The following is a 17,226-nucleotide window of genomic DNA, read 5'->3' as shown; positions in this document are numbered from 1 at the left end:
CCTCGCAGCGCAAAACCCATTTTGGCCAGAGAATACTGCACCACTCTCCGCGAATGCCGTTCTCGGATTCATGGCCGACTTGGTTTCATCAGGACGCTTGCGCGGCCTGATCCTTGTAATACTCGCTCAGCTTGAACCGCATGACCTTGCCCGATCCGGTGCGTGGGATCTCGTCCACGATCAGCGTGGCGGCGGGCAGTTTGGCCACCGCCAGCTTGCCCTTGCAGAACGACGCGACATCCCCGTTGGTCGGGGTTTCGCCGTCTTCGGGGATGACGAACGCGATCGGCACTTCGCCATACTCTTCGTCCGGCACACCTGCGACAGCCGCGTCCTTGATACCGGGCATGGTCTTGATCACGTCTTCAATCTCGGCAGGTGGCAGGTTTTGACCGCCGCGAATGATCAGCTCTTTCAGACGGCCCGTGACGGTGAGGAACCCATGTTCATCGACCGTGCCCAGATCGCCCGAGTGATACCAGCCGTTCTTGATGGCGGCGGCGGTCGCCTCGGGCTTGTTGTGATAACCCAGCATCATGTTGGGGCCGCGGAAGGTCAGTTCACCCTCGACATTGGGCGGACAATCCTCGCCGGTTTCCACGTCGATGATCCGGATCCCCATGCCAAGGATCGGCAGGCCGCAACTACCGGCGATCTTCTTGGTTCCGGGCCAGTTCAGCGTGATGTTCGACGAGGCCTCGGTCATGCCCAGCCCGTCCAGCATCTGAACGCCCAGCATTTCTTCGAATTCGGCCATCAGCGCCGCCGACATGATCGATCCGGCTGACACACAGGCCCGCAGACTGTCGAATTCGGCCGTCGCACCATCGCGGGCCGCAGCCAGCAGGTGGTGGAACATGGTCGGCACACCCGGCATGATCGTCGGCTTTTCCTGCGGCAGCAATTTCATCATTTCGCTTGGTGTAAAGCGGTGGATCAGATACGCCCCGGCGCCATTGGCCAGAACGGCGGTCACGCAGGAACTGATGCCAAACGCATGATACAAGGGCAGGGCGGTGATGATCGTATCGTCCTGCGTCATGCCCAGGATCGGCCCCCAGGCGGCTGCATTCGACCACAGGATGGCGCGGGCCGTCAGCATGACGCCCTTGGGTTCGCCCGTGGTGCCCGACGTATACAGCAGCAGAGACACAGCATCGATGTCGTCCGCTGGCAACGCGTCGCCCTCGGTGGCACACAACGTGACAAAGCTTTCGTCGCCATCGCGCGGCTTGTCGGTGATGATCACATGTTCCAGCGGCCAGTCATCGCCAGCTTCCGGATCCATCGCCTTGTGCTTGGGGCTGCGCGTGACAATCGCCTGCGCGCCGGAATCCTTGACGCGATAGGACATCTCGTACGGCAGGGCTTCGTAGGAAATCGGAACCGCCGGGCAATCGGCCCGCATGATCCCGAACAGCGCCACCACCAAATCGACCGAATTCGGCAGCCAGATCGCCACCGGGGTTCCGGGCTGGACCCCCATCTTGCGCAGGTTGGCGGCAAAATTGCGGGTTTCACGGTCAAGTTCGGCATAGCTCACCCGGCGGGTCCGATCGGCAAAGGCCATGCGGTCAGGCGTCTTTTCGGCCCAGCCTGTGATCAGTTCGGAAATTGGGCGAATCTTGTCGAATTGAATCATGTCTGTTCTTCCTGAAACCCGGGCTGGCCCGGTCTAATAACTTGAGTTGGCACAGAATCCGTCCTTGGGGTGCCATACAGCGCGAACCGTATCAAGTTCACATGTCTCTGTCAGGGCACCAATTGTCGTTCGGCGGGAAATCCCCCTTGATTATCCATGGTTTTGCCCTCTCCGGGGCGATCACGGTTCCTGTGTCCTGCGGTCTGGCAAAACGCGGTCGAAAAATCCAGACGGGCCACCCAAACCCCCATTGCGGGCTGCGCCGTGATAGGGTATCCGGACATTCACGCACCTGTAGCTCAGCTGGATAGAGCGCTGCCCTCCGAAGGCAGAGGCCAGAGGTTCGAATCCTCTCAGGTGCGCCATAAAATCAACGACTTAGCGGAAAGTGAAGCAGCCCAAACGGGGCTGTGGTTAAAATTCGGTTAAATTCTGATTTTGTTGCCCGAAATGGTTAAAAACTGGCGTTATTGGTCCTGGCCAGGCGATTCCGTCCTAGTGCTCAAGAATCAGCCCAAAACCAGGGACACGGCCAGAAACGATCCAAGGCTGCAGCACATGGCGAACCCGACCCACGGCCAGACGGGTGCAGGCGGGCCAGAGACGGGCGCAGGGGCCGGTGTTTGCCATCGGACGGGGGTGTGATGTGGACGGCACCGCTTTCCCCCTCTGGACGGGCCAGAGGGCGGTCCAGAGGATGGTCCACAGGCAGGTGCAGACGGCGTCTGTCTGGGTTTGGAAAGCGGATCACGGTTGGCATGGTCACGGTCTCAGGTTTGCGTTTGGTTAGGATAAGCAAACACCGATCACGTGCACAACGGTCGATTTCCGGTTTTGAGTGGCTAGCGCCCGATGCTTTAACATGACAACGGGTCAAGACCCAATAAACTTGGAACACCGGACATCCGACAAAAAGCCTCAGATGACGGCAGTGGAGCCACCTGCGGCCGCCTATTTCAAGCGCAGCATTCATCACGATTGGCGGGAAGCAGACTTTAGCTGCAGACGCATTAGAGCCCTTGGACACTGTAATAGCGGACTTTGGAAACATGGAGCCTTTCAGGTCCGAAAGTGATTAGCCCGACATGTGAAGACTGTCATATCTCTCGGCGGTCGTTTGCGCCTACAAACCGGCAGAACAAGTGTATATATGCAACCATAAGTTTAGCAATTCCTGCGCGGGGAAACCGATATTTTGAAACTAAGACGCATTGAAATCTTCAATTTTCGCAAGTTGCGGCGCGCCCGTCTGGATCTTTCGGACAATCAAACGCTGCTCGTCGGAGCCAACAACAGCGGCAAGACATCGGCCATGAAGGCGATGCGTAAGTTCCTCAAGGATCGCGGCGGCATCGACACGCGCGATGTTACAGCCTCCAACTGGGCAGCGATCGAACAAACCGCGAGCGCCTGGACACACGAGGCCGAGGCGGATATCAGCCCGCTCTTGGTTCAGCTTCCGTTCCTCGACGTCTGGCTCCATGCTGACACGTCAGAGCTGCACCATGTCGCGCATCTGATCCCAACACTCACCTGGACTGGCGGCCTGCTGGGCGTGCGACTGCGCCTGGAGCCAAAGAAAAATGCGGATATCAAGGCGCAGTACCTGGCCGCGCGAGAGGCCGCTCAGAAGCTGCAACCCGGCGGCGCAACGGCCAACGGGTTCGCGCTTTGGCCGCGCGATTTTCGGGAATTTCTGGACAAACGCCTCAAGGAGCTATTCGAGCTGAACGCTCATCTTTTGGACCCCACAAGCTTTACAGCGTCCGGAGCAGTGGCGCCGCCGCCTCTGCCACCCCTGTCCGAGGGGATCGGCCCCAACCCTTTTGCCGGTCTCCTGCATATTCGTGAGATCAACGCGCAACGTGGGTTCGCCGATGCCGGTGAGGGGAAAGATGATGATGGCGAGCCCATACATGCCGCTAGCCGCAAGATCGCAAGCCAGGTACAGCCCTATTTCCGCAAACATATCGACCCTGAAACGGACCCCACGCCGAACGACGTTAAAGCGCTCAAGGCCATCCATGATGCCGAAACCACCTTCAATGCCCGCCTCAAGGAGGGCTTCGCCGATGCCATCAAGGAACTGAAAAATCTTGGCTACCCCGGCGGACTCAGTAATCCGAAACTCTCCATTGCCACACAGATCAAACCCGTTGACGGGCTCGACCACCCGGCGGCAGTGCAATACGATGTCTCTGGCGACGCATCTGGGGTGAAATTGCCTGAAAGCTACAACGGCTTGGGCTTCCAGAACCTGATCTCCATGGTTTTTCAGCTCATGCGTTTCCGGGATGACTGGATGCAGGTGGGCAAGTTCAAATCACAGGTGGTGACCCCGGACGACAGGGGCATTGAACCCCTGCAACTGGTGCTGATCGAGGAGCCGGAGGCACATCTGCATGTTCAGGTGCAGCAGGTCTTCATGGCCAGGGCACATAAGGTGCTGCGCAACCATGAGGATCTGGAGAAGGAGGACTCGGCTTTTACCACGCAGCTGGTGGTGAGCACCCATTCGGGCCACATTGCGCACGCCGCTGCGTTTGATGAGTTGCGCTATTTCAAGCGCGAGCTGCCCGGTCACGGAGTTGTGCCCACGGCCAGTGTGGCGAATATGACGGGGCTCTTTGGCGAAGACGATCACACCCGTCGTTTCGTGACGCGCTATCTCCGGAGCACACATTTTGACCTGTTCTTCGCCGACGCCATTATCGTGATCGAGGGCGCCGCGGAGCGGATCCTGCTGCCGCATCTGATCCAGCATCACTACCCTGACCTGGCTGCGGCCTATCTATCCTTCCTAGAGCTGGGGGGCAGTCACGCGCACCGCATGCGTCCCTTGATCGAAGCACTGGAGGTGCCGACGCTGATCATCACCGATCTGGACGCAGTGACGGAAATCCAAAAAGGCAATAAGCAAAAAGGCAATAAGGTTGTCAAACAATCGGCTCAGCCCTGCTACGGGGCCGCTCAGACCACCGCTAACCACGCACTAAGATCCTGGCTCCCAAGGCTGGCGGATATCGATACGCTGTTGGCACCTGCCCTAAAGGCCTTGTGTCACAAGGCTCCGGGTCGCCCCATCGTGGTCGCCTATCAGACCCCGCAAGGGGTGACGCAAGGCGCGCAGACCCAACTAGTCACGCCCAGTACCTTCGAAGATGCTCTCACTCTGGCCAACCGGGAGTCGGTGAAGGACGCTGCAGAGGCCGAACTGGCCTGCCGCATGACTCGTGCTTTTGCTATATCCATCAACGAAGAGCCCACGCCTGAGGCTCTCGCCAGTGCACTCTTCAAGCGGTTAGAGAAGTACCCGGAGAAAGCCGCCTTCGCGCTGGATCTTCTTTGTATCGACGACATCAAAGCGCTGCGCGCGCCTCCTTATATCGACACGGGCCTAACTTGGCTCTCGCGCCGGCTAAAGGGTGGAGGAGGAGCGAAATGGTGGATGTGACTGACGACAACCGCGACGCCAGCGCCGATGAGACGATCCGCGCCTGTTTGTCGCTTACCGCGCCGCATAGTTTCTTTTTGTTCGCCGGGGCGGGATCGGGCAAGACGCGTTCTCTCAAGGACGCGCTGGAAGGGTTGGACGCACAGACCCTGACCACCTTTCGCAAACATAGCCGCATGATCGCCGTGATCACCTATACCAACGCCGCCGCAGATGAGATCACGCGCCGTGTCATGGCCGATCCGGTGTTTCAGGTGCAGACCATCCACAGCTTCGCTTGGTCGCTCATTGAGGGGCGAACGACGGATATTAGGGGCTGGCTGAAGAGCCGCTTGCAGACAGAGATTGCTGAGAACCAGGCAGCCCACGCGAAGGGCCGGGCCGGTACTGACGCCCACGACAAACGCGTCAAGAAAATGGCCTCAAAGACAAAGCGGCTGGAGCGCCTGGCCGAGATCCGCGCCTTCACCTACGCGCCTGAAGGGGACAATTTCGGCCGCGATGCGCTGCAACATACCGAGGTCATTGCGCTCGCTGCGCATTTCTTGACTGAAAGCGCGACGTTCCAGAACATCGTTCTGGCGCGCTACCCGTTCATCTTGATCGACGAGAGTCAGGATACGATGAAACCCTTAATGGAAGCGCTTTTAAGCTTCGAGGCGCGCCATCGCGGTCGCATCGCCTTAGGGCTGCTCGGGGACACGATGCAGCGCATCTACACCGATGGTTTGCGCGATCTCGACCAACGGGTAGGGGACTTCGCGCAACCGGCTAAACAGATGAACCACCGCAGCCGCGCGCGGATTGTGGACTTGGCGAATGCGATCCGGCGCGACGATGATGGCCGCCAGCAGCGGGCGCGAGAAGACAAACCGGGTGGTACTGTGCGGGTCTTTCTTGCGCCCAGTGAGGGCACGGATCGCGAGGCCTATGAAGCTTGGACCCGGGCAGAAATGGCCCGCATCACCGAAGACTCTGCATGGCAGGACGCGGAGGCGGTTAAGACCCTCACGATCGAGCGTCACATGGCCGCCGCGCGTCTTGGTTTCAGCGAGCTGTTTGAGCCCCTGAGCAAGCCTGACAAGCTCAAGGACGGGTTTCGTGATGGCACGTTGCCTGCAATGCGGCTTTTCACCCACCGGGTCTTGCCTTTGGTGACGGCACAAAGGGTTGGCGATGCCTTTACCGCGATGGCGGTGCTGCGCGACGGTTCACCGCTGGTCGGTAAGGCAGGTATCCGGGTTGGGCGTGGGTGCCAGGCCACTGGCCTCGAAGCGGCGCGGGCGGGCATCGCAGCGCTGATGACGCTATTTAAGGAAGAACGGGACCCGAGTTGCGCCGAAGTGTTAGCGGTCGTGGCCGAGCACCAGTTGTTCCCGGTCCCCGACCAGCTTCGGCCCTGTTTGCTTGGCGAAAGTCCCGTGGCCCAGAACACGGCCGATTTCCTTTCAGAGCTCGACCTGACCACGCCCGAGGCCACACCACCCACCGATAACACCATCACCGAGGCCTGGACGCAGGCGCTTGAAGCTCCGTTTTCTCAGGTAGCGCGCTACCTCGACTATGTCGAAGACCGCAGCTCCTTTGGCACCCACCAAGGGGTAAAGGGGCTCCAATTTCCCCGAGTTATGGTGATCGCCGATGACGCCCACACGCGCTTCAAAGGCCTTGCCTCCTACGAGACGCTGTTCGAGGTTAAGCCCCTGGGCCCAACCGCGCAGAAAAAGGCGGACAAGGGCGAGGAAACCACGATCGAGCGTACACGCCGTTTGCTGTACGTCACCTGCACGCGGGCAGAAGAGAGCCTCGCGCTTGTGCTCTATTCCGAGGCTCCGGACACGATCCACAGGTTTCTGATCTCAAAAGAATGGATGGCCAAGGACGAGGTCTTGCTGGCTGCGCCCGGCTGAACCTCTATGGTTGGCATGATTTTGCCAAGGACAGATTACTGGATAGCTGCCACTCTTGAAAGTCCGCTTCTGGCGAGTTGCGGTGCAGAACAGCGTAGCATGTTCAAGGTCTGCTTAGGGCCGTACGCTCCCTCCAACACCAAGGGCGGAGACCGGAAGTTCGCTGCTGCCGCGAGCCAATAGGGGCGCGGGACACGCAGCAGACATTCAAGTGACCAACGAATCCCGCTCTTTTCCGCACTGCCGCAAGGCGGCTCAGAGCCCGTGGCGATGGAAGCTGATGGCGAATTTTCTGGACAGAAACAGCGGCCAGAATCCCATGCTTTAGAAGATGAAGTCAGCTTCCCCGAGGGTGGCGATATCTACATTCAGCAAGATAATCACGGTCCCGAAGCCATCATCAATGACAACATCGTCGCCCGAGACCGACATGTAATTGTCCTGAAGATCAGTGAAGTCAGTGATGCCCGTGACAGCCGACAGTTGAATGACTTCATTGTCACTGACCGAATTGAAGTCCTCGATTATGTCATAGCCAGAGTCGTCATCGAACACAAAGGTGTCGAAACCGGAGCCGCCATTCAGGACATCGTCGCCTTCGCCACCAATCAACACGTCATTCTGACTGCCACCAGACAGGTAATCTTGGCCGTCGTCACCGAACAAGACGTCCTTCCTACCGTTGCCATACAGTCGATCGTTTCCGCGGCCACCAGATAGCTGATCGTCTCCGTCGCCACCTTCCAGAACATCATTTCCGGCGTTTCCGAATAGCTCGTCATTACCGCGGCCACCCTCTATGGTGTCTTCGTTATCGTTGCCAACAAGCACATCGTCACCGAGGCCACCGTACACACGGTCATCACCGCGGCCACCCTCTATAAAGTCGTCGCCAGCACCGCCATTAAGATAGTCGTCGCCATCACCGCCCTCCAGAATATCTTCCCCGACTTTTCCGGTCAGGCTATCATCGCCATCGCCCCCGAACAGTGTATCGAAACCACCACCGCCACCAAGAATGTCATTTTCGTCTCCACCATTCAGGGTGTCGTTGCCAACGCTACCAGTCAATCGATCGACCCCGGTCCCGCCAATCAACATGTCATCACCCAGACCACCAAAAAGGTTGTCGCGACCACCGCCGCCGTCCAGCGTGTCATTGCCGCTGTTCCCAGCAAGACGGTTGTTGTTATCATCGCCGATCAGCGTGTCATCACCCGAACCAGACGTGACGTTCTCAAAATTGACCACGGTGTCATAGCCATATCCGGTGTCCTGCTGGTAGTTAGCTCCAACTCTAAGGTCAACGGTCGCCGCATCCGATCCTAAGAACAGGGCTGTATCAATACCAACGCCCCCATCAAGGTAATCGTCACCCAGTCCACCCTCTATCTTGTCATCGCCAGCACCGGAAGAGAGGATATTGTTATCCTCACTACCAGTCAGCGTGTCATCGCCCGAACCAGAGTAGACGTTCTCGATACCGTACAAGGTGATCACACCGGTATCATCATCATCATTGTCGTGGCTGCAATCCGGGGGAACCTCATTTTCTTCGTCCGTGTCCAAAACCAGAACTGCTAAAAGTGCTAAACCAGACGTCACAGTAAGGTCAAAAGTATCTATCCCTTCCGCGCCGTGTACGACAACGGGCGCTTCCATAACTTCAGGTGCGAGACCACCACTATTTTCAGAAAAAGTAAATGCTGCTGAAAGCTGGAAAACGTCATCGCCAGCACCACCATACAAGCAGTCGAAACCCTGCCCAAAATTCAAAATATCATCACCGTCTCCTCCAATCAAAATGTCGTCGCCAGCTCCACCTTCCAGAACATCGTTGCCAGCTCCGCCAGTTAGGGTGTCATCGCCGTCTCCACCGTCCAGAACGTCATCGCCATTGGACCCAATCAAATCATCCGCTCCGGTGCCACCGAGCTGTGTCAGACGTAATTCAAATGCCCCAAGATCACTGATATTCAGGCCGTTGTTCACAGTGCCAGAATAGTCGTCACGCTCTAGCCCGCGTGCGTCCGTTCCCGGGGCCACGGCATCATCTCCAGCATCAAGCGCAGGGTTAGTGACATCGGCATTCAGCGCAATCGTTTGCACCGGCCCGCCATTGTCGGCGAGTAAACCGCCACCATTGCTGTCCAGCTCTGCAAAAACGTCGGCAGCAGTCTCGCCACCCGCTCCTGTGAGCGAGGTCGTGGACGTGATCGTACCCCAAACCTCGTCACTGGAGCCATTGGCGTTATTGCCCAGCACTATACTGTTTGTTAAGGTCGTCGAGGCATCACGGAAATTGAAGATCCCACTGCCATCGTAATCTGCCATATTCCCGCTGAGCGTGCTGTTGATGACCGTCGCGGTGCCGACGTTAAATATTCCTCCTCCGGAACCTCCCGCGCTATTTCCGGTGACTGTGCTATTGATAAGTGTTGCCGTGCCATAGATAAATATCCCGCCACCACTGTAATTCGTAGAGTTCGCACTGACCGTGCTGTTGACTATTGTGGTCGTGGCGTAGTAGTTGGTGCTTAGTCCTCCGCCCACCAGTGCTTCATTCCCACTGATTGTACTGTTGGTCAGCGTCATGCTGCCGGAGTTCCATACACCGGCACCAAATGCGGCAAAATTCCCGCTGATCGTGCTGTTCGTCAGATAAAGTGTTGCCCCTGTTTTCACAGCTAGGCCACCTCCTTTTTCATCGCCTCCTCTGTCGTTGTGGCCATTGGTGATCGTCAGGGACTCCAGCGTCGATGTTCCGCCCGTCGCATTGATCACCCGCGAAGCATCGTTACCCGAAATCGTGATATCTGCCACATCGTCGCCGTCGATATCGCCATCAATCATAACGTCTGTCGAAAGAACAAGTTCCGTTCCACTCAGCAAGATCGTCTGGCCGGATAGCGCAGCGTCAAAGGAGATGGTATCTGCTCCGGCAGATGCATCCGCCAGCGCAATAGCTTCGCGCAAGCTGGTAACACCATCATCAGCAACAGTGTCGGCAGTGGTCGTTACAATGAAATTCGCCATGAGGACCCCCCTCTCAAAAAGGCATCCCCAGATCGTCAATGATGCGCCCGGTGTGGGCCACCAACCAGCGAATGCAATAAATTCGGGAAAATGGTTAACGAGGATGAGTTAGCATGGCAACGAATTTCTATCACGCCTCACTAGGCGTCAGGTCTCGCTGAAACTGCGTCGAGCGGTCTTGTTCTCAATCTGTCAATTCGGCAAACCTGAGATCTTGCGATCACAGCGGATGTCGGCAAAGCGGGCTGCAGGCGCAGCATCTCGATTGGGTGGTCAAGGTCGGCTAAGGGCCGGAAACCACCTATTGGGCAGGTGACTCGGACTGGATGTAGGCTGTTTTCTCCCTAACGGCTTTGATTCAGACTACCGATACGGTGCAGTCACCCTTGGATGAGTTGCGCGCTGGATAAACCGCCACGAGGGTGTGCTGCCGACGCTATACAGACGAGACAGTCTGAGCGTCGCCGGAAGCGCCGCGGGCTGGCATTGGGGGGGCGATCCACTGCCCTTTGTTGGATTTAGGGTAGACGCTTATCTAGTCAAGGAACAGCTTATCACCAAACAACCACCCACCCGCTTGGAGCGAGGGTCTACCTTTCAGCCATCGCTCTCGCTGCAGTCGTCATCTACTGATTATGAAACCTAACCCTAGAACTGCCACCTGATCCCTGTAAAGAAAGCCACGGAATTTCTGTAGTCGAAGGCCAGATCATCATACGAATAGTTCCGGAGCAGGCCAAAAATCTCAACATTGTAGCGATCCAACTGTTGCGATACCGCCAAGCCCACTGATCGCGATTTGGACCCCGGCCCGACGATATCTGAACCGTAATAGACATCTATCGAAATGGCAGTGTCTCCAGCTGGGATCCACGAGCGGATTAGGCCTAGCTTAAGGTACCCATTTTTTCCCGAGGACGTGCTGTGGCCTAATGCAAAAGTCACATTTGCCCCGGTAGCGTGGTGGACTGCGGAAACCGATCCAGATGTCACCTCTTCGGTTGCTTTTCTCGAATACCCAAGGCCCGCGCTAAGGCGAAGGTTTCGAAAGCGCCCATCATAGCGTACGGCGACGTCCGCATAATCGTCATCGCCCTCATCCAGAACGTCGCGGCCCACAGCAAAAGACACCTTGAGACCGCGATAGTCCGGTGTGTCATACCGCACGCGCAGATTGCGACTGCCATCGGAATTGTAGCCAGTCACATTGTCACCGTCGTAGTTCTTGAATGCATCACCAATGACCAAAGGAGAAAAACTGCCGTCACTCAGACGCAAAAACTGACCACCTGCGGATTGGGAAACCGCAGAGTAAGCGGTGACTTTGGTCTGGGACAGATCAATCTCGGCGATACTGTCGGTGGCCATGCTTCCCTGGCCAAAGGAAAACGTGCCAATCCGCCCGGTGTCGATGATCAGCTCCAGCTTTCGGATATTGGTGCCGTCGAACGAGAAGCCGTTTCCACTGTCGTCGATCTGGTTTATTGTGTTGGAGGCACGGGGGGTAAAGCCGCCCTCAAACCGGGCCACCGCATTAATCCCCCAGAATGGATAGAGTTGCCACAAGAACCCGATGCGCGTGCTGGCATTCGAGTTGTCGAGCGGCGCGTAAAAATCGCGACTCACGCCATCATCGTACGCGAGTCCAGCCTGGCTGATCTGGCCGTATGATGTGATCGGTTGCCCTGTCGGTGAGGTGCGTGTTCGCCAATCATCAGTGGGATCGGTTAGAGGAACTAGAAAATCGGCGAGCGTCTTGGGCTGTGCAGGGACTGGGGCCGCAGTGATTGCCGCGACTGCAAAAGCTGCGAAATCGATCCTGATCCTGTTCATTTGTCCTCCGTACTATCCGTCGTGGCTGCGAAGTGGTGATCGGACCAATGCTGAATACGTTTGGTGCGACGCGACCCTGCGGCCAGGCTTCTCAGTCAAGACGAGCGTTCAGAGACGAGTCACCAAAAGTTATTTCTGCGAGAGGTCGCGATCGGTCAAAACGCGCCAGTGCTGATCAATCACGTCTTCCCAGTCCTGACGTTGTTTCAGACCGTTGGTGGTTTCACCCATAAGCGTCATGACCATCATGCGCCCCCGGATTTCGGCATCCCTAGATGGAAAGCCGACTTCCTCGAACAGCACAGTAGCGAACTTGAACCGGCGATCCATGGCCCGCTTGAAGCAGGCGGCCGCTGTTGCATCGGACTTCGCCCAGACTGCAATTGCACCATCGGGCATCGACGCGTCTTCGCGGATCACCTGGTGCATCAGCAGCCTGATCCGCTCATCCGGCGGCCCTTCAAACTCAAGCGCATCCTTGATGATATGCCCAGTCAGCGATTTCTCCCAGTAGGCAAGGACAGCGTCCAGAAGATCCTGAATATTCCCGAAATGCCAGTAGAAGCTACCGCTGGTAAGGCCAATTTTACGAGCGATGGCGACAACTTTGACCCCTTCGATGCCCCGCTCTCTCAGGACATCAAGGGTTACCTGCAACCAGTCGTCGCGCGTTGCCGCACGACGCTTTTCCACTTTGATCTTTTGGTTCACCATAGAGACCTCTATTGACACAGATAATTTTATGTCTCTACCGTAGTCGTGTCTATGGAAATCTGAAGGCCCGATGATCCCATTGGATTTGGCGGCACAGACACAATTGGGGGACACAACATGATCAATATCCAAAAACCTTTGGCCGGGGCACTTGTTGCACTGGGGGTGTTGGCCTCTGGAGTGACATTCGCACAAAACGCACTGCCAGACGGTCGGTCGGCGGCACCAATTGAAAATGGCGTGTATCCCGCCTCGTATTTCCCGAACACCGAGATCCTCGGCGATGCCGAAATGAGAATAACCGCGCTTGGAACCGGTATGCCGAACCAGACAAAGGCCGCGGTTTCGATCTCGTTCTACGTCGAACTTGGCAACGGCGACGTTTTTCTGTTTGACGTGGGCACCGGGGCGACAGGAAACCTGTTCTCGCTTCGGCCCGATTTCTCAAAAGTCGACAAGGTCTTTTTCAGCCATCTGCATGTGGACCACGTCGGAGATTTCATGGGGTTGCATGTTGGTGGCTGGCTGTCGGGTCGATACAAGCCGCTGCGGGTTTTCGGCCCATCCGGTTCCGAAAAGGAACTCGGCACCAAAGCCTATGTCGACGGCATGTCCAAGGCCTATGCTTGGGATCTGGCCACGCGGACCGGCGCCCTTCCAGACGAAGGCGCCAAGCTGGAAGTCACCGAGTTTGACTACATGCTGGAAAACGAAGTCGTTTATCAGGAAAACGGCGTCACGGTCCGGTCTTGGCCTGCCATTCACAGTCTGGATGGGTCGGTCAGCTACTCGTTGGATTGGAACGGCCTGAAATATGTCTTTGGCGGCGATACCTATCCGAACAAGTGGTATGTCGAATACGCCAAAGGGGCAGACATAGCGTCTCACGAAGCGTTCTTGCCGCCAAAGGCGCTTGCGAAGTATTTTGGCTGGGACTTGTCACAGGCCACCTATGTCGCAACGCGAATTCACTCCGAACCTGCCGCGTTCGGCAAGGTGATGTCTGCGGTCGAACCGCGCATGGCGCTAGGGTACCATTCAGTTCTGTCACCCGAGAATTATCAGGCAATCCTAGAAGGCGTTCGGTCGACCTATGACGGGCCTCTTACGCTGGCACGTGACCTGCAGGTTATAAACGTCACCAAGGATCAAATCGTAGTGCGCGAAGCATCAATTGACGACTACGCGCTGCCACCCGCAGTCAGCGACGAGTACATTAACGCTCCCCGTTCTGCGGAAAAAGAGACGTCAGCCAAGGTTCAAGCGGGCAAGTGGGACGGGTACACACCGCCCCCCATGCCCGATAAATAGGCAAATGTTTTTGAACTAGCTGGGCCGTCAGCGCGACCCCGCCAGTAAAGCCGCAATTTCTTTGCATTTCGGCTCCCGTGAAGGCGTTTTTCGAGATGTCAGATGATGCAGGGTTGGACCTGACCACTTCGGTCTCAGTTGAAGTGGGCAATTCACTGGGTGAAAGACTATGCCACGAATGCTTGGTTGCCGATCAGCGCAGCTTGGGATGGTTTTTGCCTTCCTCACAACTCTGTTTTTGGCCAGCGGGTCAAGGGCCGATGTATTGCCTTTCAGCGGTGCTGAGGTGGCCGACAACATCGCCGTGTTCCACGTCGAACCCGACGGCGTCCGCCTTGAGCTAGAAGTGTTTCCGCCCGATATCGAAGTGTTCACGGATGCTCTTGCCGCTGATTTCGGTGCTGATGGCGAAGCGTTCACCCGGCAGGGCGTGGATGCAGAAAGCCTTGGTTTCGCCGGACTGACGGTCATACGACAGGACGGCTCTGAGCTCTTGGGGCGCATTGTGCGGGTGGAACGCCGCCACCGCGTTGACCGCGCCTCTCCGTTTGCGGGGCAAACTGACCCGATCACCGGGACAAAAATCCCTTCGCCACCGGACGACCCTGAGGTGATCTTTCTGGAAGTACTCTTTGATTTCGTTCAGGTCCGCCCGGACGCTCTAGTACTTGGGTCGACCATGGCGGACGATACGCAGCGTCCCGACATCGGGTTCATGGTGTTCGACCGCTCTGTGCCCGTCTCGCGGTTCAGTTTTCTGAATACTCAAGCAGGCTTTGTCATGGATTGGGCTGACCCGTGGGGCACCGCATTCACGAACGCAAACCTGAATCGACAGACCCGCAATGGCACAACTTCTTACGTCTACGCCACCCCTCGGGAAATCCGGCATGAAATCCTGATGCGGGTGCCGGATCTGGCGCCTTGGATCGGAGAGCAGATCGAAACCGGAACCCACCTGAACAGCGCCAGCCAATCCCGGATACAGAAAGCGGCGCTCGATGAGTTTTCGGTCCGAAACCCGGTCACGATCGCTGGAAAACCCGTTCGTCCCGCAGCCGTTCGTGGCGCCTTCCTCACACTGGACGAACGGGGCTTTCAGGTCGAGGAAGGGACCAGAACATTGCTTGTCGATACGGCGTTCGTGGGTGCGATCCTGTCCTACCCGGTTGTGGCACTGCCTCCCAACGCAACCCTCTCGTGGGACATGTTCGATAACAGGATCGGTGAAGTGCCTGTGACACTTACCGATCCCGCAGGGCCATTTCTAGATTGGGCCACGCCGGATCGCGCAACAGTCACATGGACCAACTATCTAAAGCAATATGCCGACCCACAGGTGATCGCTGTTCCGATCCATGGAATCCGTTTCGTTCCTGCCGTTTCCGTTGGGCTTCTTTTGGTTGGCGTTGCCGCGCTTGGTGCATTGGCCATTCCCACCAATCGTCGACACTGGCGCGGGGTTTTGTCATGTGCAGCCGTCGCGTTCATCGCCAGCGTCACCCTGCGCAATATGTTTTTGTTGCCCGTTGTTTCCCCCTTTGGCGAGCAATCCGGTGCCCAATTGGCCCAGGACGCTCTGTCAGATCTCCTTGCCAATACCTATGTTGCTGCTCTCGAAGTCACTCCGGCTGCGCGTGCCGCGACACTTGCTCCGCTCGTGTCAGATCGCGCGCTGGACGAGCTAGCTGCCGCGCTGGAGACCGATTTGGCCATCCGTGTTCCGGGTGGTGGATTGGCCGAAGTTAGCGCAATTGACGACGTTTCGGTCGAAGGAACAAGGCTGTCGCTGGGTGGCGCATACGAGGGACTTGCGAAATGGAAAGTCCAGGCGCAGGCAGGGCATTGGGGCCATGATCACAGAAGAACAGTAGAATACCGTGCCCGCGTCACTCTCATCCCCGAGGGCGGCCATTGGAAACTTGCTGCATTAACTGTCCTGGAGGCACGTGCACCTGATGTTTAACGCCCTTCGCAAATCCCTACGACCACTGATGGTCGCGTGTCTGCTATTGGCATCTGGGTCAGCGTGCGCGCATTTCCTGCTCAACCTGAATGTCCGTGTATTTCACGTCGAACACGTCAAGGACGGGCTGAACGTCTATCTTCGAACCCCCATGCCCTACCTGGTGGCAGACAAGATCGGCGCAGAGAGCGATGATGGTCTTCCCGCCGCCGCTCCCTTTACCACCAATGCGCTGGAAGGGGACAAAGTGGTTCATTTCGTAGATTTGTCACAGGTTGCGTCCGTCCCGCTTGGCCTCGGGCAAATCGCCGAGGCGGGCACTCGTATTGAGGTCGATGGCGCGCGGGTCAAAGGCTATGTCAAAGCCGTTGTCCTGCATCACGTGGGCAGCGAACCGGGATTTGCAACACTCGCCGAAGCTCAGGACGTGATCGCGAAGCCAACAACCTTGCCCAAGACGACGCCTGCTTATGTGGGTGACGTGATTGTGGATGTCTTGATTGTGTACAAAATGGAAACTGCGCCATCTCGTTATCTCATTTCCAGCGAACTGGACCCCGGATTGCCGGACCAGCGAACAACGGCAAACCTCCTGCTGGACTATGCTCCCGGTGAACCGCTCATCTTGCGATCCCGTGGCCTGTTAGCCAAGCCGATCGAAGTTTCGCGTTCACGTTTGGCTGCCTTTGCGACATTTGTATGGGAGGGCGTCCGCCATATTCTCGAAGGCATTGACCACGTGCTATTTGTGGCCTGCCTCGTAATCGGCGCCCCAAGCTTGCGCGACTTGTTGTGGCGCGTTACCGGTTTTACCGTTGGCCACAGCGTGACACTTTCCTTGGGCTTTTGGGGGCTTGTACCGTCGGGTGTATGGTTCGTGCCGGCTGTAGAAACAGGAATTGCCCTGTCGATCATCTACGCCGCGCTTCTAGCGATGCGCAGCAGCAGTCGAACGGCCGAAGCGAACCGAAACATCTTTTTCGTCACCGTTCTGATTGGCTTTCTGCACGGTCTGGGATTCAGCTTCGTCCTCAAGGAAATCCTTCAGATCACGTCTCCAAACATCTGGCAGAGCCTCTTGGCGTTCAATGTCGGGGTCGAGATCGGTCAGATTGCGATTGTCCTCTTAATCTGGCCGCTTCTATATCTTGTGGAAAAAGCCAGCATCGGTGCGCAAAACTACGTCCGGTGGGGCATCGCTATCATATGTTGTGCTGTCGCCGCATGGTGGACATTCGAACGTTCGATGGGAGTCATCACGGCATTGTCGAGTTAATCGATTTATTCTTGAGTGCTAATTGTTTTCAACGATCAATCCGCTTGTGTTCTTGGTTTTCCGATGTGGTCGGTTGTTTTTAAT

General features: G+C 57.0%; 9 protein-coding genes and 1 tRNA gene. 6 read left to right on the top strand and 4 right to left on the bottom strand.

The window, feature by feature from the left end:
* Positions 1-88: 88 nt before the first annotated feature.
* Positions 89-1,642 (bottom strand): class I adenylate-forming enzyme family protein, encoded by a 1,554-nt coding sequence (locus FOY56_RS08945; RefSeq protein ID WP_146345491.1) that lies wholly within the window; start codon positions 1,640-1,642, stop codon positions 89-91.
* Positions 1,643-1,930: 288 nt separating this feature from the next.
* Between FOY56_RS08945 and FOY56_RS08940 the strand changes: the two genes are divergently transcribed.
* The 3 genes from FOY56_RS08940 to FOY56_RS08930 all read left to right on the top strand — a co-directional run bounded on the left by FOY56_RS08940 (position 1,931) and on the right by FOY56_RS08930 (position 7,006).
* A tRNA-Arg gene (locus tag FOY56_RS08940) sits at positions 1,931-2,007 on the top strand.
* An 830-nt stretch (positions 2,008-2,837) separates the two neighbouring features.
* Positions 2,838-5,096 (top strand): ATP-dependent nuclease, encoded by a 2,259-nt coding sequence (locus FOY56_RS08935; RefSeq protein ID WP_146345490.1) that lies wholly within the window; start codon positions 2,838-2,840, stop codon positions 5,094-5,096.
* Positions 5,084-7,006 carry a UvrD-helicase domain-containing protein gene (locus FOY56_RS08930; protein ID WP_146345489.1) on the top strand — a complete coding sequence of 641 codons (1,923 nt, stop codon included), beginning with the start codon at positions 5,084-5,086 and terminating at the stop codon, positions 7,004-7,006. Before FOY56_RS08935 ends, FOY56_RS08930 begins: the two co-directional genes overlap by 13 nt.
* Positions 7,007-7,330: 324 nt before the next feature.
* Here FOY56_RS08930 and FOY56_RS24060 read toward each other — a convergent pair whose 3' ends face one another.
* The 3 genes from FOY56_RS24060 to FOY56_RS08915 form a co-directional block, all read right to left on the bottom strand.
* The gene (locus FOY56_RS24060; RefSeq protein ID WP_146345488.1) at positions 7,331-10,042 is read right to left on the bottom strand and encodes a choice-of-anchor Q domain-containing protein; all 2,712 of its coding nucleotides are present in this window, start codon (positions 10,040-10,042) and stop codon (positions 7,331-7,333) included.
* 648 nt (positions 10,043-10,690) lie between these two features.
* Positions 10,691-11,668 carry a hypothetical protein gene (locus FOY56_RS08920; RefSeq protein WP_146345487.1) on the bottom strand — a complete coding sequence of 326 codons (978 nt, stop codon included), beginning with the start codon at positions 11,666-11,668 and terminating at the stop codon, positions 10,691-10,693.
* 336 nt (positions 11,669-12,004) lie between these two features.
* The gene (locus tag FOY56_RS08915) at positions 12,005-12,589 is read right to left on the bottom strand and encodes a TetR/AcrR family transcriptional regulator (RefSeq protein ID WP_146345486.1); all 585 of its coding nucleotides are present in this window, start codon (positions 12,587-12,589) and stop codon (positions 12,005-12,007) included.
* 117 nt (positions 12,590-12,706) lie between these two features.
* Here FOY56_RS08915 and gntH point away from each other — a divergent pair, with 117 nt between their 5' ends.
* From gntH to FOY56_RS08900, 3 genes are all read left to right on the top strand, one after another.
* A complete protein-coding gene (gene gntH, locus FOY56_RS08910) occupies positions 12,707-13,900 on the top strand; it encodes a guanitoxin biosynthesis MBL fold metallo-hydrolase GntH (RefSeq protein ID WP_146345485.1) in 1,194 nt (397 codons plus the stop codon).
* Between the two features lie 169 nt (positions 13,901-14,069).
* Complete coding sequence (locus FOY56_RS08905; protein WP_146345484.1) at positions 14,070-15,866, top strand: hypothetical protein; 1,797 nt, start codon at positions 14,070-14,072, stop codon at positions 15,864-15,866.
* On the top strand, positions 15,859-17,142 hold the full coding sequence (locus FOY56_RS08900; RefSeq protein ID WP_146345483.1) for a HupE/UreJ family protein: 1,284 nt from the start codon (positions 15,859-15,861) through the stop codon (positions 17,140-17,142). Before FOY56_RS08905 ends, FOY56_RS08900 begins: the two co-directional genes overlap by 8 nt.
* The last annotated feature ends 84 nt before the right edge of the window (positions 17,143-17,226 follow it).

Origin of the sequence: Falsiphaeobacter marinintestinus (genome assembly GCF_007923355.1) — a bacterium.
GTDB lineage: Bacteria > Pseudomonadota > Alphaproteobacteria > Rhodobacterales > Rhodobacteraceae > Phaeobacter_A > Phaeobacter_A marinintestinus.
Note: the sequence above shows the minus strand (reverse complement) of the source record. Positions and strands in the feature narration are given on the sequence as shown.

Bases quoted from the DNA above. Each gene is read 5' to 3' on its own strand.
- FOY56_RS24060 (WP_146345488.1), bottom strand. From the start codon at position 10,042: ATGGCGAATTTCATTGTAACGACCACTGCCGACACTGTTGCTGATGAT.
- FOY56_RS08905 (WP_146345484.1), top strand. From the start codon at position 14,070: ATGCCACGAATGCTTGGTTGCCGATCAGCGCAGCTTGGGATGGTTTTT.
- FOY56_RS08915 (WP_146345486.1), bottom strand. From the start codon at position 12,589: ATGGTGAACCAAAAGATCAAAGTGGAAAAGCGTCGTGCGGCAACGCGC.
- FOY56_RS08945 (WP_146345491.1), bottom strand. From the start codon at position 1,642: ATGATTCAATTCGACAAGATTCGCCCAATTTCCGAACTGATCACAGGC.
- FOY56_RS08930 (WP_146345489.1), top strand. From the start codon at position 5,084: ATGGTGGATGTGACTGACGACAACCGCGACGCCAGCGCCGATGAGACG.
- gntH (WP_146345485.1), top strand. From the start codon at position 12,707: ATGATCAATATCCAAAAACCTTTGGCCGGGGCACTTGTTGCACTGGGG.
- FOY56_RS08900 (WP_146345483.1), top strand. From the start codon at position 15,859: ATGTTTAACGCCCTTCGCAAATCCCTACGACCACTGATGGTCGCGTGT.